The organism is Clostridium sp. TF06-15AC, from assembly GCF_003481165.1.
Lineage (GTDB): Bacteria > Bacillota > Clostridia > Lachnospirales > Lachnospiraceae > Otoolea > Otoolea fessa.
Genome location: NZ_QUKS01000002.1, coordinates 232,322 through 247,014 on the forward strand (window position 1 = coordinate 232,322; position 14,693 = coordinate 247,014).

14 protein-coding genes are annotated in these 14,693 nt (G+C 51.8%); 13 read left to right on the forward strand and 1 reads right to left on the reverse strand.

Annotated features, from left to right (window positions below; translation table 11 throughout):
• Positions 1 to 87: 87 nt before the first annotated feature.
• On the forward strand, positions 88 to 1,776 hold the full coding sequence (locus DXC57_RS05570) for a peptide ABC transporter substrate-binding protein (RefSeq protein WP_207722859.1): 1,689 nt from the start codon (positions 88 to 90) through the stop codon (positions 1,774 to 1,776).
• 257 nt (positions 1,777 to 2,033) lie between these two features.
• A complete protein-coding gene (locus DXC57_RS05575; protein ID WP_118468962.1) occupies positions 2,034 to 2,741 on the forward strand; it encodes an FCD domain-containing protein in 708 nt (235 codons plus the stop codon).
• 313 nt (positions 2,742 to 3,054) lie between these two features.
• Here DXC57_RS05575 and DXC57_RS05580 read toward each other — a convergent pair whose 3' ends face one another.
• A complete protein-coding gene (locus DXC57_RS05580) occupies positions 3,055 to 3,423 on the reverse strand; it encodes a hypothetical protein (RefSeq protein WP_182457220.1) in 369 nt (122 codons plus the stop codon).
• Positions 3,424 to 3,765: 342 nt separating this feature from the next.
• Here DXC57_RS05580 and DXC57_RS05590 point away from each other — a divergent pair, with 342 nt between their 5' ends.
• The 11 genes from DXC57_RS05590 to DXC57_RS05640 all read left to right on the forward strand — a co-directional run bounded on the left by DXC57_RS05590 (position 3,766) and on the right by DXC57_RS05640 (position 14,566).
• Positions 3,766 to 5,496, forward strand: coding sequence for a DVU_1551 family NTP transferase (locus DXC57_RS05590; protein WP_118651509.1), 1,731 nt, complete (start codon positions 3,766 to 3,768; stop codon positions 5,494 to 5,496).
• Entirely contained in the window at positions 5,474 to 6,493 is a 1,020-nt protein-coding gene (locus DXC57_RS05595) for a molybdopterin-binding protein (protein WP_118651511.1), read from the forward strand. The genes DXC57_RS05590 and DXC57_RS05595 overlap by 23 nt, the downstream gene beginning before the upstream one ends.
• Before the next feature lie 69 nt (positions 6,494 to 6,562).
• Positions 6,563 to 7,639, forward strand: a complete 1,077-nt coding sequence (locus tag DXC57_RS05600) for an XdhC/CoxI family protein (RefSeq protein ID WP_182457222.1) — start codon at positions 6,563 to 6,565, stop codon at positions 7,637 to 7,639.
• A gap of 392 nt (positions 7,640 to 8,031) precedes the next feature.
• Complete coding sequence (modA, locus tag DXC57_RS05605) at positions 8,032 to 8,886, forward strand: molybdate ABC transporter substrate-binding protein (RefSeq protein WP_118651515.1); 855 nt, start codon at positions 8,032 to 8,034, stop codon at positions 8,884 to 8,886.
• 200 nt (positions 8,887 to 9,086) lie between these two features.
• On the forward strand, positions 9,087 to 9,866 hold the full coding sequence (modB, locus tag DXC57_RS05610; RefSeq protein WP_118651517.1) for a molybdate ABC transporter permease subunit: 780 nt from the start codon (positions 9,087 to 9,089) through the stop codon (positions 9,864 to 9,866).
• The gene (locus DXC57_RS05615) at positions 9,863 to 10,951 is read left to right on the forward strand and encodes a sulfate/molybdate ABC transporter ATP-binding protein (RefSeq protein WP_118651519.1); all 1,089 of its coding nucleotides are present in this window, start codon (positions 9,863 to 9,865) and stop codon (positions 10,949 to 10,951) included. The genes modB and DXC57_RS05615 overlap by 4 nt, the downstream gene beginning before the upstream one ends.
• Before the next feature lie 116 nt (positions 10,952 to 11,067).
• Positions 11,068 to 12,057, forward strand: coding sequence for an NTP transferase domain-containing protein (locus DXC57_RS05620; RefSeq protein WP_182457224.1), 990 nt, complete (start codon positions 11,068 to 11,070; stop codon positions 12,055 to 12,057).
• Positions 12,032 to 12,508 (forward strand): cyclic pyranopterin monophosphate synthase MoaC, encoded by a 477-nt coding sequence (gene moaC / locus DXC57_RS05625; protein ID WP_022360485.1) that lies wholly within the window; start codon positions 12,032 to 12,034, stop codon positions 12,506 to 12,508. Before DXC57_RS05620 ends, moaC begins: the two co-directional genes overlap by 26 nt.
• A complete protein-coding gene (gene moaA, locus DXC57_RS05630) occupies positions 12,505 to 13,485 on the forward strand; it encodes a GTP 3',8-cyclase MoaA (protein ID WP_118651523.1) in 981 nt (326 codons plus the stop codon). Before moaC ends, moaA begins: the two co-directional genes overlap by 4 nt.
• A gap of 125 nt (positions 13,486 to 13,610) precedes the next feature.
• A complete protein-coding gene (locus tag DXC57_RS05635) occupies positions 13,611 to 14,048 on the forward strand; it encodes an MOSC domain-containing protein (RefSeq protein ID WP_022360487.1) in 438 nt (145 codons plus the stop codon).
• 29 nt (positions 14,049 to 14,077) lie between these two features.
• Positions 14,078 to 14,566 (forward strand): MogA/MoaB family molybdenum cofactor biosynthesis protein, encoded by a 489-nt coding sequence (locus tag DXC57_RS05640; RefSeq protein ID WP_118651525.1) that lies wholly within the window; start codon positions 14,078 to 14,080, stop codon positions 14,564 to 14,566.
• Positions 14,567 to 14,693: the final 127 nt, after the last annotated feature.

The window sequence follows — 14,693 nt, forward strand, 5'->3', positions numbered from 1 at the left end:
CTGAGGATAGACAGCCGGGACCAGGAAATGCAGCATGAAACGGGAATGGTTTGGTTTTATTAAAAAAACAAAAAAGGAGGAAGTATTATGAAGCTAAAAAAAGTAATGGCGTGGACGCTGGCTTCTGCTATGTTTGCTGGACTTTTAGCAGGCTGCGGCGGATCGACCCAGACAACAGAGACAGCAGCGGCTGAATCTGGAAGCGCAGAGGGCGGCAGCTCGGCTGAGGGCGGCAAGGTGCTTCGCTATCAGGCAAGCACTCTGGTAGACTCCCTGGATCCGGCACTTTCCAACGACTACACATCCAGTGGTGTTATCTCCCAGTTTATGATGGGTCTGATGACCAAGGATGAGTCAGGTGCTCCGGTTTATGGCGTGGCGGAGAGTGAGGAGAAGTCCGAGGATGGTTTGACCCTGACCTTCAAGATCCGTGACGACGCAAAATGGTCCAACGGCGATCCGGTAACGGCAAACGATTTCGTTTACGCATGGAGACGAGTAGCCGATCCGGCAACTGCAAGTGATTACCAGTTCTTTATCACAACTGCCTGCATCGCAAATGCAGAAGAGGTAACAACAGGTGAAAAACCGGTTGAGGAACTGGGTGTAGAGGCAGCGGACGATAAGACATTAGTCGTAACTTTAAGCTCCCCGTGTGCTATCTTTGATTACCTGATGGCATCCGGCGCATGCTTCCTGCCTTTAAATCAGAAATTTGTAGAGAGCTGCGGCGGCAACTTTGCAACTTCCGCAGATACCCTGTTAGCAGATGGTCCGTTCAAGGTATCTTCCTATGAGCCGTCTGCCATGAAGGTAGAATTAGTAAAGAATGATCAGTTCTTCGGTGCATCCGATGTCAAACTAGACGGTGTTGAGTTCTCGATCATTACCGACAGCCAGACAGCAGCCCTTTCTTTTGAGAATGGCGATCTGGACGTTGTAACCTTAAGCGGTAACCTGGTAGAGCAGTATGAGGATGATCCGAGATTCTCAACCAGAAGTGACGGTTACAACTGGTATCTGACCCCGAACATGAAGAAAGAGGGGCTTGACAATGTAAATATCCGTAAGGCACTGGCAAAATCGTATGACAAAGAAGCGATCACAACCCGTGTTCTGAAAGATGGTTCCACACCGATGGATTACTTCGTACCGCAGGGCCTTGCAACCAATGAAAAGGGCGAAGATTTCCGTGAGGCAGCAGGCAGCGCATACGACAGCTGGACCTACGATGTAGAGGCAGCAAAAGAGCTGTGGAAGACAGGTCTTGGCGAGCTTGGCAAAGATTCCTTATCCTTCACTTTAATGTGCGAAGATACTGATTCTGCACAGGCTGTTGCACAGTTCTTACAGAGCGAGTGGCAGAACAACCTGCCGGGTCTGACCATCGAACTTCAGGTACTTCCGAAGAAAGCCCGTCTGGAATACATGCAGAAAGGTGAATATGATATCGGTCTTACCCGCTGGGGTCCGGACTACGCAGATCCGATGACTGATCTGGATATGTGGATAACCGGCAGCTCCACCAACTACTCCCAGTTCTCCGATGCAGACTACGATGCAACCATCCAGTCCGCAAAGAAGGGCGATCTGGCACTCGACCAGGATGCTCGTTGGGAAGCTTTAGTTGGCTGTGAGAAGACGCTGGCAGATCAGTGTGTTCTGTTCCCGATTTACGGACAGTCTGTAGCCGTTATGACCAATCCGGATGTAAGCGGTATCCAGTACTACTCCGTAGGACTTCCTTATCTGTTCATCAATGTAGATAAAAAGTAATAAATAAAAACAGATGGATCAAAATCTGAAATGATTTTAGATTCGAAGCGGACCGCAGAGTGAGAAAATGTACCCTGCGGTTCGCTTTTTTTGTTATTTTATGGCATTTTCGCTGTCAAACTGCAGCCTGCTTGTAACGGTTCACAGGTAGAAATTTTCTGAACTGAAAATTCCGTACGATACAGTAAGGGATGATTTACACGAATCGGAAATGATGATACAATCATAGAAATAGTACAGAGTATTGAGGTGGAAAAATGGCAGGGAAAAAACGAAACAGCAGCTTTGAAATACTGACAGCCATGCAGGACTTAAACACCCCGGCGGGAGCACTCCAGCTGGCGCAGATCCTGCATCTTCCGTCCGCCAGCATCGGGCGGGAGCTTCTGGAGCTGGAGAAAGCAGGGCTGCTTGTCAAGGTGCAGAACAAGGGGCGGATCCTGACACCGCAGGGCGAACGCTTTCTGGAAGAAGAACGGTCACGCCGGGAGAAGATGAAGGCGGCGAATGAGCTTATCGAGGCGGCGTCGATGGAGACAAAAAGCGGGCTGGAGGATATTCTTTTAGTGCGGAAACTCCTGGAGGGATATGCGGCGGAGGTGTGTGCAGAGCGGATTGATCCGAAGGAATTGCAGAAATTAAAAGATCTGCAGGCAGACTATCTCTATGCAATCCGCCATGGAAGGGCGGGGAGCGAGGAAGATCTGGCGTTCCATCTGAAGATCGCGCATCTCTCAGGCAGTCCGTCCATCCTGCGGATGTTAAAACTCATCCTGACCGACCAGGACGCTTATGCGCGCTTCAACCAGGCAGCAGTCCGCTCTGACGAAGTCCGGGAAAATGAACACGAAAGCCTTCTGGCAGCGATTGAAGCCGGAGACGGGGCACTGGCGCGCCGGGAGATGGAGCGGCATCTGGAGCATGTAGGGGAGAACCTGCAGGCGTATTTTGCGGGGAGAAAGTAGCAGGGAGGCAGGTATGAGATCATGAATCTCTATTTTAAACCGTACACTTGCTGCCGGTGGGCACTCCAGTCGATCACTGCCTGCATTGATTAAAGAACGAGGACCAGTTTGAGGTCTCAGATGTTGAGTGGGTTAAGGTACATACCGGGGAGCTGCTATTGTAATAAACACAGCAAAATCATATAATGCAGGGTGGAATTTGTATGTGTATAAATTTCACCCTTAAATTGTGAACTTCCTGAAAAATTAACTCTCGATGACTTCCAGGTTTAATCCTGAGAGTTATCGGTACTGAGTTTTCTGCGTGCCATTGCTATGCCTCCTTCGTATTGCAGGACTTAAGATCTTCATTGATGCCGGCAGCCTGTTTACGGACGTTTGTCTCGGCTAAGTCGAATGCTTTCAGAATCGACTTCTGCGTTGCCGTCACTGCGTAATCCATCGAGTATTCGTGATCGATGTGTCGCACGATCTCGATCTTCTCGAGTTCGCGGATCGCGGCAGGCACGGTCATGTAGTTCTCTTTATGATGTGTCTTCAGCATCTGTTCCTTGAGCAGGAAGTGCATCCTGTTTCGGATGATCAGTGCTATAAACTTGATGAAAATCTTTGCATGCAGCGCCTCATTGGTCTGGCAGCGCATGGTTCTGTTACCGAGGAAGGTTTTATCTTCCCTGAACAACTTCTCGGATGCATCCAGGCACTTTTGGAACCGAAAGTGCCGTAAACCATGAAAATTGAACGGCAAAATTCAATATCGTGAAAAATTTGACGATGAGTTTTGACTGCAGTATCATAAAATTAAAAATAATTGAGAAATTTTGAAAAAAACAGTAAAATTTGACAAGAACTAGATTTTCCATGTCTATGGAAAACAGGATCCGGACAACCTGGTATTTGCAAAGAAGGTGGTAGAACATGACTGTGAGGCAGTCATCGGCGGACCGGGACCATTTGGACACAGCCATGATTTCAGCTGCGAGTGTGGGGAAGAAGAGGAGCACGAGCACTAGGAAAGGACAGAATGCGGACGATTTATTTGATCAGGCATGGAAAGCCGGAATTTCCAGATGAACAGAAATACTGCATCGGACGGACAGATTTGCCGCTTTCAGAAGAAGGGCGGACACAGATTCAGGCGCTGGGGGAGACATTTGCGAGACGCAGAATTGAAAAAATTTATACCAGCCCGTTAAAGCGTTGCCGGGAGTCAGCCGCGATCCTGCAGGAAGTGATTGACAGAAGTATTCCGATCGAGGTCATGGATGGACTGGCGGAGATCGACATGGGGGAATGGGATGGTCACTCCTTCGATGAAATCCGGGAACAGTTTCCGGCGGAGTATGCGGCACGTGGGGCAGATATGTACGATTTCCGACCGCCGCAGGGAGAGAGCTTTGCGGACTGTGCAAGGCGCGCAAAGACAACCTGGAATGAACTCCGGATGAAGAGCCGGGGTGATATTCTGGTGATCGGGCACGCGGGCTGGTTCCGGACATTGATCTGCGGCTGGGAGAAGCGAAAAAAGGCAGAACTTCTGCAGATTCCCTTTGGCTACGGACAGGTGTATGAAAGAAAGGATTTTGTATTTGATGCTCTGATCTCGGCGGCGGGGCGATCCTCGCGGATGGGGGATTTCAAACCGCTCATGAAGCTTGGCGCTCAGACGGTCCTGGAACGTGAGATACAAACGCTGCGGGCGTGCGGTGTACATGAAATCACGATCATTACCGGACACCGGGCGGAAGATATACGCGCGGCGGCTGCGGGAACGGGAATCCATTTCATCCACAATCCGGCGTATGCGGAGACGAAAATGTTTGATTCCGTCTGTCTGGGGCTTTCCTATTATGAGGAAAAGCGGAAAACGGCAGGAAAAGAGACGCTGGATGGCATTTTCTTTTTCCCGGTGGATGTGCCGCTGTTTATACCATTTACGCTTGAATATGAAAAATACCGGTTCGCGGAGGGCGATGGGGATGTCTATCTCCCGGAATATGAGAAAACACCGGGACATCCGATTCTGATCCATGCAGATGTGATCTCAAAACTGCTGCAGCATGACGGGACGATGGGACTTAAAGGCGCCTGTGAACAGCCGGAAATCCGCCGGATTCCCCTGGATGTGCCGGATCCGGGCTGCGCGTTTGATGCGGATACACAGGAAGAGTTTCAGAAATTGCGTGATTGGGAGAGAAAACGTCCTGTCCCGGACAAAGAGGAGTGTGAACGTTTGCTTGCATGGTTTCACACGCCGGAGGCGACGGTGCGCCATAGCCGGGCGGTTGCGGAGCTGGCCGTGGAATTGGCAGATAGAGTTCTAAAGCATAGGGCGGAAACGTGTGTGGAGATGACATACAAAAGCCCTCCAATCGATAAACACAAAATCTACGCGGCGGCGCTTCTTCATGACATCGCCAAAGCGTACCCCGAACATCCAGAGACAGGGGCGGGATGGCTGCGGCTTCTGGGACATACCGGGATCGCGGATATCGTTGCGGATCATATGGATCTGCCGGAGGAAAAGCTGGGATATCTGAATGAAAGCCTGATCGTGTATCTGGCGGACAAGCAGGTACAGGGAGAACGGCGTGTAACGATCGAAGAACGGTTTGCGGCAAAATGGGAGAAATTTAAGGATAACCCGGAGGCGCTGGCGGGCGTGGAACGGCGGTATCAGCTGGCGAAGCGTGCGGAAGTATTACTACAAAAAGGAAAAGAGGGAAAATCCTATGAAATTAATGAAAACAACTGAGGCAGTCGGACAGATACTCTGCCATGACATGACGCAGATTATTCCGGATGTGACGAAGGATGCCGTATTCCGTAAGGGACATATCGTGCGCGAGGAGGACATCCCGGTGCTGCTTTCGATCGGAAAAGATCATATTTACGTCTGGGAAAAGGACGATACAAAATATCATGAGGACGAGGCAGCGGACATTCTGCGCGGCATCTGCCAGAATGAGTATATGTGTGCAACCGATCCGAAGGAAGGCAAGATTGAGCTGATTGCGGAGGTGGACGGTCTGTTTCAGGTCGATGAAGAACGCCTCTTAAAGATCAACAGCCTGCCAGAGATGATGATCGCGACCCGTCGGACGAATTTCCCGGTAAAAAAAGGTGATAAGTTAGCCGGAACCCGTGTGATCCCGCTGGTAATTGAAAAAGAAAAAATGGAAGAGGCGAAGAAGGTAGCGGGTTCAGAGCCGCTGTTAAAACTGCTTCCGTATAAAAATAAGAAAGCGGGCATTGTGACGACCGGAAATGAAGTGTTCTATGGACGGATTGAGGATAAATTTGGCCCGGTCATCTGGGAAAAGCTTCAGGAATTTGGTGTGGAAGTTCTGGGACAGAAGATTATAGGGGACAATCCGGATAAAATCACGGAGGCAATCCAGGAATGGCTGGATCAGGGCGCCGATTTTGTTGTCTGTACCGGCGGCATGAGCGTCGATCCGGATGATACGACACCGAGCGCGATCAAGCAGACCGGGGCGGAGGTTGTCTCCTACGGCGCGCCGGTACTTCCGGGAGCGATGTTCTTGCTGGCATATACGAAGGACGGAAAGCCGATCATGGGACTTCCGGGCTGCGTGATGTATGCGAAGAGGACCATCTTTGATCTGGTGCTGCCGCGTGTGATGGCAGATGTGCCAGTGACAAAAGCGGATCTGGCGAAAATGGGCGCAGGTGGTCTGTGCTTAAATTGTCCAACCTGTATTTTCCCGAACTGCGGTTTTGGTAAATAACCGAGCCAGAGAGAGGCGATGAGGCAGCAACCGCGATGGCACAGCTGCGAAATGAGAAATGGATGGCTCATGCAGTATAAAAGAGAGGAAGTGCGTGATATGAATCTGTATGGGGAGATTCTGAAAAAACTGGAAGGGACGCCGTGTCTGGCGCTCGAGAGAAGCTTTGTGGGAGAAGAGGGAAATCTCGCAGATATGCGCTGTGAGCTGAAGGAAGGCGCAAGGGCGTCGGAGATTGGAAAAGAAGCCCTGACGCAGGGGCAGCCGGTCTGTGGGCGCGCCGGAATCAGTTGGAATGTGGCGGAACCATTTTTTCCGAAAGAGCGCCTGATCATTCTCGGCGGCGGTCATGTGGCGCTTCCGGTGGCAGAATTTGGCGCGCGCGTCGGATTCCTGGTAACTGTGGTGGACGACCGCCTTTCCTTCGCGAATCCGGGACGTTTCCCGATGGCAGAGAAGGTGATCTGTGATGACTTTGGGCATGCGATCAAAGAACTCAAGATTCAGGAGAGCGACTATATCTGTATCGTTACGCGCGGACACCGCCACGATGCGGACTGCCTGCGGATGATTGGAAAAGGAAAAGAACCGGCGTATCTTGGCATGATTGGTTCGAGACGCCGTGTCGGTATCGTGAAACAGGAGCTTCTGGAAGAAGGTTACGATCCAGATCGGATGAGCCGTTTAAAGAGCCCGATCGGTTTAAAGATCGGCGGTGTGACACCGGAGGAGATCGCGATCTCGATTCTGGCGGAGATCATACAGGTAAAGCGCATGGATCGGGAAGACAAACGTGTGAAAAACCGTTCCGATCTGGATTTTGATGTGCTGAAACGCCTGGCAGAGGAGCCGGATGAGCCGAAAGCAGTGGTCACGGTGATTGAATCAAAGGGTTCCTCCCCGCGCGGGGCAGGCGCGAAGATGATTGTCTACCGGGACGGACGGATTCTCGGCAGCATCGGCGGCGGCTGCAGCGAGGCGGCAGTGCTGGGGGAGGCGCGTTCCCTGATCGGAAGCGGCAGGTACAAAGTAGTTCATGTGGATCTGACCGGCGAGGCGGCGGAAGATGAAGGAATGGTCTGCGGCGGCATTATGGATGTGCTGGTGGAAGACTTTGCCACGGATCGGGAACCGTGTGACCGGTAAGGAAACCGAAACGGCGGCGTATTTGAATAAAAGTGATTTCAAGCACATGAAAAAGGAAAATAAAAAAACAAAACACATGAAAAATTATTGTAATAATTTCATGAAAACAGGCAAAAAGGTTTGAAAAGAAAAACTAAAAAAATCATAGGAATAAAGGGCAGATGCAGAAAAATGATGCGTTATTTTTGAAGATGCATAACGTATATGAACGTTGAATAAGAATCATAGTAAAGATTGACAAAAAAAGTGCTACGTGCTACTATTTGGTTGGTAAATATCATTATAATTTTCCGAAAATAACGAAAGAATAAAAAACAGATTGTTACGGTGTGAGAAATCGGAACGAGGAGGACGCTGGAAGCGTGTGCGTGAAATGAGTGAGGAACCAAGATATGAGAAAAACGTGGGCACTTGTAATGGCAGCAGCGATGGCGGCAGCATCCCTGACCGCATGTTCATCCAGCAAACCGGCTGAGACAGCAGCACCGGAAACGGAGGCAGAGACAGCAGAGACAGAAGAGACCGAAGCAGAGGCAACCGGCGACCAGCAGGAGATTCTGGTAGCGGCAGCAGCCAGCCTTCAGTACGTTATGGAAGACAAGATTCAGCCGGCATTTGAGAAAGAGAATCCGGACATCAAGCTGAGCTTTACCTTTGACAGTTCAGGAAAGCTGCAGACCCAGATCGAAGAGGGCGCAGATGCAGACGTATTCTTCTCTGCAGCGATGAAGCAGATGAACGCGCTGGAGGACGAGGGACTGGTTGATGCAGATTCTGTCGTAGAGCTTCTGGAAAATAAGATCGCCCTGATCGTTCCGAAGGATTCCACACTGGGAATTACCGGTTTTGAGGATATTACAAAGGCAGAGAAGATTGCACTTGGCGATCCAGAGAGTGTTCCGGTTGGACAGTACTCCAAGGAAGCCTTTGAGAACCTGGGTATGTGGGATGATGTAGAGGCTAAGACAAGCTTTGGTACCAACGTAACCGAGGTTTTAAGCTGGGTAGCAGCCGGAAGCGCAGATGCAGGTATCGTATACCTGACCGATGCAACCACCAGCGATCAGTTTGACCAGGTAAAGGTGATCGGATATGCACCGGAAGGAAGCGTATCGAAGGTTATCTATCCGGTTGGCGTTGTAAGCGCAAGCACAAAGAAAGATGCAGCACAGAAGTTTGTAGATTATCTGGGAACCGATGATGCGCTCTCCTTCTTTGCGGAGTATGGCTTCACAGCAAATAAATAAGCCGGGAGCGACGGCTGTCTGGGATATGCAGCCGACTGTGTGAACAGAAAACAGGACGGCGAAGGACAGACAGTGAACAACGTATGGAATAAAATCCGCCGCAGAATGCAGGGTCCGCTGAAAACCAGGTGTTCTGCGGCAGTTTTTATTTCAATCGAGAAGACTCCGAGACTACATTTCATAGGAAAGGGGAAAGAAAGATGGACTGGTCTCCGATATGGATATCGATGAAAACAGCAACGCTGTCGATCATTATTACGTTTTTTCTGGGAGTCTGGATGGCGCGGCTGGTGGTATCGGCGCGCTCTGAGAAAGTGAAAATGGTGCTGGACGGCATCCTGACGCTTCCGATGGTCCTGCCGCCGACGGTAGCAGGCTTCTTCCTGCTGATGATTTTCGGTGTAAAACGACCGCTCGGACAGCTGTTTCTGGAATTGTTTGGCGTCAAGATTGTATTTTCATGGGCGGCAACGGTGATCGCGGCGGTGGCGATCTCATTTCCGCTTATGTACCGGGCAGCGCGCGGCGCGTTTGAACAGGTCGATGTGACGCTTATCTATGCGGCTCGGACGCTGGGATTTTCCGAAAGCCGCATTTTCTGGAAGGTGATTCTGCCGTCGGCGATGCCGGGTGTCCTCAGCGGCGCGATCCTTGCCTTTGCGAGAGGACTGGGAGAGTTCGGTGCGACCGCGATGCTGGCGGGCAATATCGCCGGAAAGACGCAGACACTGCCACTTGCCATCTATTCACAGGTGGCGGCTGGAAAAATGTCGATGGCATACCAGTATGTGTGGATCATCGTGGTGATTTCCTTCCTGGTCGTCGTGCTGATGAATGTGCTGTCGCGGCGGGATATGCGCGGACGCAGCAATCATAAAAAGAAAGATAACAGTGTGGAAGCGGGCGGTCAGGATGCAAAGGTTTCGGTGGAACTGTTTGCGGACAGGGAAGCGGATGCACAGAAGGGAGGCGCGGGATGAGCCTGCAGGCGGCAATCAAAAAGAGATTTTCCGGCTTTTCGCTGGACGTATCGCTTAACACCGATGGCGGCGTCATGGGCATTCTCGGTGCCTCCGGAAGCGGCAAGAGCATGACGCTCAAGTGTATCGCCGGAATTGAGACGCCGGACGAAGGGCGGATCGTGTTAAACGGCAGGGTGCTCTTTGATTCGGAAAAGCACATCAACCTGCCGCCGCAGAAGCGGAAAGTCGGTTATTTATTCCAAAATTATGCATTGTTTCCGAATATGACCGTAGAAACCAACATTGCAGCGGGGCTTTCGGGCAGCAAGGAGGAAAAACAGGAGGCAGTTGCCCGCATGATCCGTCTCTTTAAATTAGAAGGGCTTGAAAAAAGGTATCCGTCCCAGCTTTCCGGCGGACAGCAGCAGCGTGTGGCGCTGGCGCGCATTCTCGTCTATGAGCCGGATGTGATCATGCTGGATGAACCATTTTCGGCGCTTGATTATTATCTGAAAGAACAACTGCAGTTCCAGGTGCGCGAGGTACTCCGCGGGTACACGGGCGATGTGCTGATGGTCAGCCACAGCCGGGACGAGGTCTATCGCTTCTGCGAGAAGAGCATCATCTTAAACCGCGGACAGGTGGCGATGAAGGGAGAGACGCGGGCGATTTTCCAGAAACCGGAAAATGTCACTGCGGCGCGCCTGACAGGCTGTAAAAACTTCAGCCGGATCCGGCGGATCGGCGAATATGAGGTGGAGGCGCTCGACTGGGGACTCACGTTTCAGACCGAAGAAGCGGTTGCCGCGGAGCATGCCTATATCGGCATCCGGGCGCACCAGTTTTACCCGGCGCGCGGCAGTGTGAATGAATTTACGTGCGAGTGGGGGGACACACTCTGCCAGCCATTTGAGTGGGATGTTTTGCTGCGTCCGGTGGAAAACGCAGGGGCAGCGGGTGACAAAGAAAATGCACTGGAACGCGAGGTGATCTGGTGGAAGGTAGACTATAAGCAGAGTGATTCACTAAACCGGTATCAGCGCGGCGACCGCGTCCGGCTGGGAATCGCACCGGGAGATATCATGCTTTTAAAAGAAGGCTAGCAGCTACAGATACATAGCAAATGGATTGTGGAAGCTGGATTTATATGGATATCTGCCAGAAAATGCGGCAGCCTGGAACAGGTGCGAACGTTAGAATGATAGAAAAGGGGATATGTATGGCAGATGGGAAAACAGGCGCGATCATCCTGGCGGCAGGGCGGTCGGCGCACATGGAAGAATTAAAGCCGATGCTCCGGATGGGGCAGACCACGATGATACAGAGGGAGATCGACACGATCCGGCAGGCGGGGATCTCGCCGATCGTTGTCGTGACCGGGTATCAGGCAGATGTGCTGGAACGTCATATTTCACACCGTGGTGCGGTCTGTATCCGAAACAAGCGGTATGAGACATCGCAGATGTACGGCTCAATCTGCATGGGACTGCGCCATATCCAGAAAAAAGCCGATCGGGTGCTGTTGTTCCCTGCCGACGTGCCGATGATCACGGCGGACACAATCGAGAAGATGGCGCAGGCGCCCGGAAGCATGGCAGTACCGGTCTGTCAGGGGAAAAAAGGACACCCGGTCATGCTGTCGAAGGAAGTGTTTGGACATATCTTAACGTACCGGGGTGGAAAAGGACTCCGCGGCGCAATGGATGCGTGGGGCGAAGGTGTCCGGGAGATTGAGGTTGAAGATCCGGGTGTTTTACTGGACGCCAACACGAAAATGGACTACGAATCGCTGCTTGCCTACGAAAAAGACAGGCAGAAGCGCGGGGAGCTGGCATTTCGGGCGTCGATTTCGCTGAGCCGCGAGGAAGAATGCTTCAGCGCGCTGACGGCGGATTTTCTGGAGGCAGTTGCTGAGAGCGGTTCAATGCTCGGTGCCTGTCAGATCCGGGATATTTCCTACAGCAAGGGCTGGAAAATGCTCAAGATCGCGGAGGCGCAGCTGGGAATCCAGTTTTTAGAGCGCCAGACGGGCGGAAACAAGGGCGGATTTTCTGTGCTGACGCCGGAGGGAAAGGCGTTTTTAGAAAAATTCCGCCGGATGGAAGCAGCAGTGCAGGCGGCAGCAGAAGCAGCGTTTGAGAAAATCTTTCTGGAGCCGGAAGAAGAGGAAAAGGAGGATACAGATGGAAGAGAAATTAACGCATTTTGATGAAAAGGGAAATGCGATCATGGTAGATGTAACGGAAAAGAAGATTACCAGCCGGACGGCGACGGCATCCGGCAAGATTCACGTCAATGAAGCTGTCATGAAGGCGGTTCTGGAGGGAACGGTTGCCAAGGGCGATGTGTTGGGGGTGGCGCGTGTGGCGGGAATCATGGCGGTGAAGCAGACCGCACACCTGATCCCGATGTGCCACACACTTCTCATCACGAAATGCAGCGTGGATTTTGAGGTGGATGAAAAAGAGCTGACGATCAAAGCACTTTGTACTGCTAAGCTAGAAGGAAAGACCGGCGTCGAGATGGAGGCGCTGACCGGTGTCAGCGTGGCGCTTCTGACCATTTATGATATGTGCAAGGCGATCGACAAGCGGATGGAGATCGGAGAGATACATCTCGATGCAAAATCGGGAGGAAAGAGCGGGGAATTTGTGCGATGATAGACGGATACGGCAGAACGATCGACTACGTCCGGATCTCCGTGACCGACCGATGCAACCTGCGCTGTGTGTACTGTATGCCGGAGGAAGGCGTCTGCAGCATTTCCCATGAAGAGATCCTGCGGTTTGGTGAGATCGAGAGGGTCTGCCAGATTCTGGCAGAGAACGGCATTCAGAAAATCAAGCTGACCGGAGGCGAACCGCTGGTGCGCCGGAGACTGCCAGAGTTAGCAGCAGCGTTAAAACAGATTCCGGGAATCAAGAGCCTGACGATCACGACGAACGGTGTTTTATTAGAAGAAATGTACGATGCGCTGGCGGACGCGGGGGTTGATTCAGTCACGATCAGCCTGGATACGCTGGATGCGTCGGTGTACCGGCAGCTCACACGCCGGGATGAGCTCGAAGCGGTCAGACGCGGTCTTCGGACGGCGATCCAGAAAGGCAGGATGCAGATCAAGATAAATTGTGTGCCGGTGCTTGGGATCGAGGAGCAAAAGCTTTTAGAGGTGGCGGAACTGGCGAAAAACCATAACGTGCACGTGCGTTTCATCGAAATGATGCCGATCGGCATGGGGACGCAGTTTGCCTTTGTGAAAGAAGATGCGTTGAAGCATGCGCTGGAAGAGGCATTTGGAACCTTTACCCCGTGCGGGGACGTGGCAGGAAATGGCCCGTGCCATTATTTCGCAGTCCCTGGCTTTCAGGGACGGATCGGTTTTATCAGCGCGGTCAGCCATAAATTCTGTTCCGAATGCAATCGGATCCGGCTGACATCGGAAGGATTCTTAAAGACCTGTCTCCAGTATGACAATGGGGTGGAATTAAAGACCATTCTGCGCGGCGGCGGTACCGATGAAGACCTGCGCCGGGCGATCGGACAGGCGCTTGCGGAAAAGCCGAAGGGACATAATTTTGAGAAAAAGACGGAATTTACGGATCGGGAACACCGGGGAATGTCCCAGATAGGCGGATAAGCAGGGTGTTTGTGAGGATTATGATTATGGTTTCTGCGGTGAAAGTGTGAGCCGGCGGAATGTTACAAGTGAAATATCGTATATGAAATCGGAAAATTTATGGATAAAGAAAAGGGGAAACAATCATGGGAAAAGTAATCGCAACGTGTACCAGTGAAATCAAAGGTGTTCAGAAGAAAAATGTCCATCAGGTCTGTCTTATCGAGGACTATGGAATCGAGGGTGACGCCCATGCGGGCAAATGGCACCGTCAGGTCAGCCTTCTTTCATATGACCGGATTCAGGAATTCCGCGCGCGCGGTGCAAAGGTCGAGGACGGCGCATTCGGCGAAAATCTGGTCGTGGAAGGAATCGATTTCAAGACGCTCCCGATCGGGACAAAATTTAAGTGCAACGACGTCGTGCTGGAATTGACACAGATCGGAAAAGAATGCCACCATGGATGCGCGATCTTCCAGGCAATGGGCGATTGCATCATGCCGCGCGAGGGCGTATTTACGAAGGTGCTGCACGGCGGCGTGATCAAAGAGGGAGATAATCTGGAGATTCTGGAAGAAGCGTAGGAAAGAGATCAAAGAGAGGTGGGAAACCAATGAGAGCAGCAATTATTACATCCAGTGACTCTGGGTACGCGGGAAAACGGGAGGATGTGAGTGGTCCGGTAATCGCAGAAATGGTGAGAGAGGCTGGTTATGAGGTGGTCTGGCAGAAAGTGCTGCCGGACGACCAGGCGATGTTGGAAGAGGCGATGAAGGAGATCTGCGATGAGGGAAAGGCCGATCTGCTCTTAACAACGGGCGGAACGGGATTTTCTTTGCGCGACGTGATGCCGGAGGCGACGCTGGCGGTCGCGGAACGGATGGTTCCGGGTATCCCGGAGGCGATGCGGGCATACAGCTTACAATTTACAAAGCGGACGATGTTAAGCCGAGCGGCAAGTGGGATCCGTAAACGCACGCTGATCGTCAACCTGCCGGGCAGTCCGAAGGCGGTGCGGGAGTGTCTGGAGTACATTCTGCCGCAGCTGGATCATGGATTAAAAATCCTTTTGGGGCTTGATGGGGAGTGTGCTAGAAAGTAGGGAAAGCAGCAAAAACGAAGATGGAAAAACAGATATAATATATAAGACGATGTATGCTAATAGCGAGGACTTTCAAGTCCTCGCTATTTCAACGATGGTCAGCTTATTTGGGGCAGAATGGAATGAC

Bases quoted from the DNA above. Each gene is read 5' to 3' on its own strand.
- DXC57_RS05570 (WP_207722859.1), top strand. From the start codon at position 88: ATGAAGCTAAAAAAAGTAATGGCGTGGACGCTGGCTTCTGCTATGTTT.
- DXC57_RS05575 (WP_118468962.1), top strand. From the start codon at position 2,034: ATGGCAGGGAAAAAACGAAACAGCAGCTTTGAAATACTGACAGCCATG.
- DXC57_RS05590 (WP_118651509.1), top strand. From the start codon at position 3,766: ATGCGGACGATTTATTTGATCAGGCATGGAAAGCCGGAATTTCCAGAT.
- DXC57_RS05595 (WP_118651511.1), top strand. From the start codon at position 5,474: ATGAAATTAATGAAAACAACTGAGGCAGTCGGACAGATACTCTGCCAT.
- DXC57_RS05600 (WP_182457222.1), top strand. From the start codon at position 6,563: ATGCAGTATAAAAGAGAGGAAGTGCGTGATATGAATCTGTATGGGGAG.
- modA (WP_118651515.1), top strand. From the start codon at position 8,032: ATGAGAAAAACGTGGGCACTTGTAATGGCAGCAGCGATGGCGGCAGCA.
- modB (WP_118651517.1), top strand. From the start codon at position 9,087: ATGGACTGGTCTCCGATATGGATATCGATGAAAACAGCAACGCTGTCG.
- DXC57_RS05615 (WP_118651519.1), top strand. From the start codon at position 9,863: ATGAGCCTGCAGGCGGCAATCAAAAAGAGATTTTCCGGCTTTTCGCTG.
- DXC57_RS05620 (WP_182457224.1), top strand. From the start codon at position 11,068: ATGGCAGATGGGAAAACAGGCGCGATCATCCTGGCGGCAGGGCGGTCG.
- moaC (WP_022360485.1), top strand. From the start codon at position 12,032: ATGGAAGAGAAATTAACGCATTTTGATGAAAAGGGAAATGCGATCATG.
- moaA (WP_118651523.1), top strand. From the start codon at position 12,505: ATGATAGACGGATACGGCAGAACGATCGACTACGTCCGGATCTCCGTG.
- DXC57_RS05635 (WP_022360487.1), top strand. From the start codon at position 13,611: ATGGGAAAAGTAATCGCAACGTGTACCAGTGAAATCAAAGGTGTTCAG.
- DXC57_RS05640 (WP_118651525.1), top strand. From the start codon at position 14,078: ATGAGAGCAGCAATTATTACATCCAGTGACTCTGGGTACGCGGGAAAA.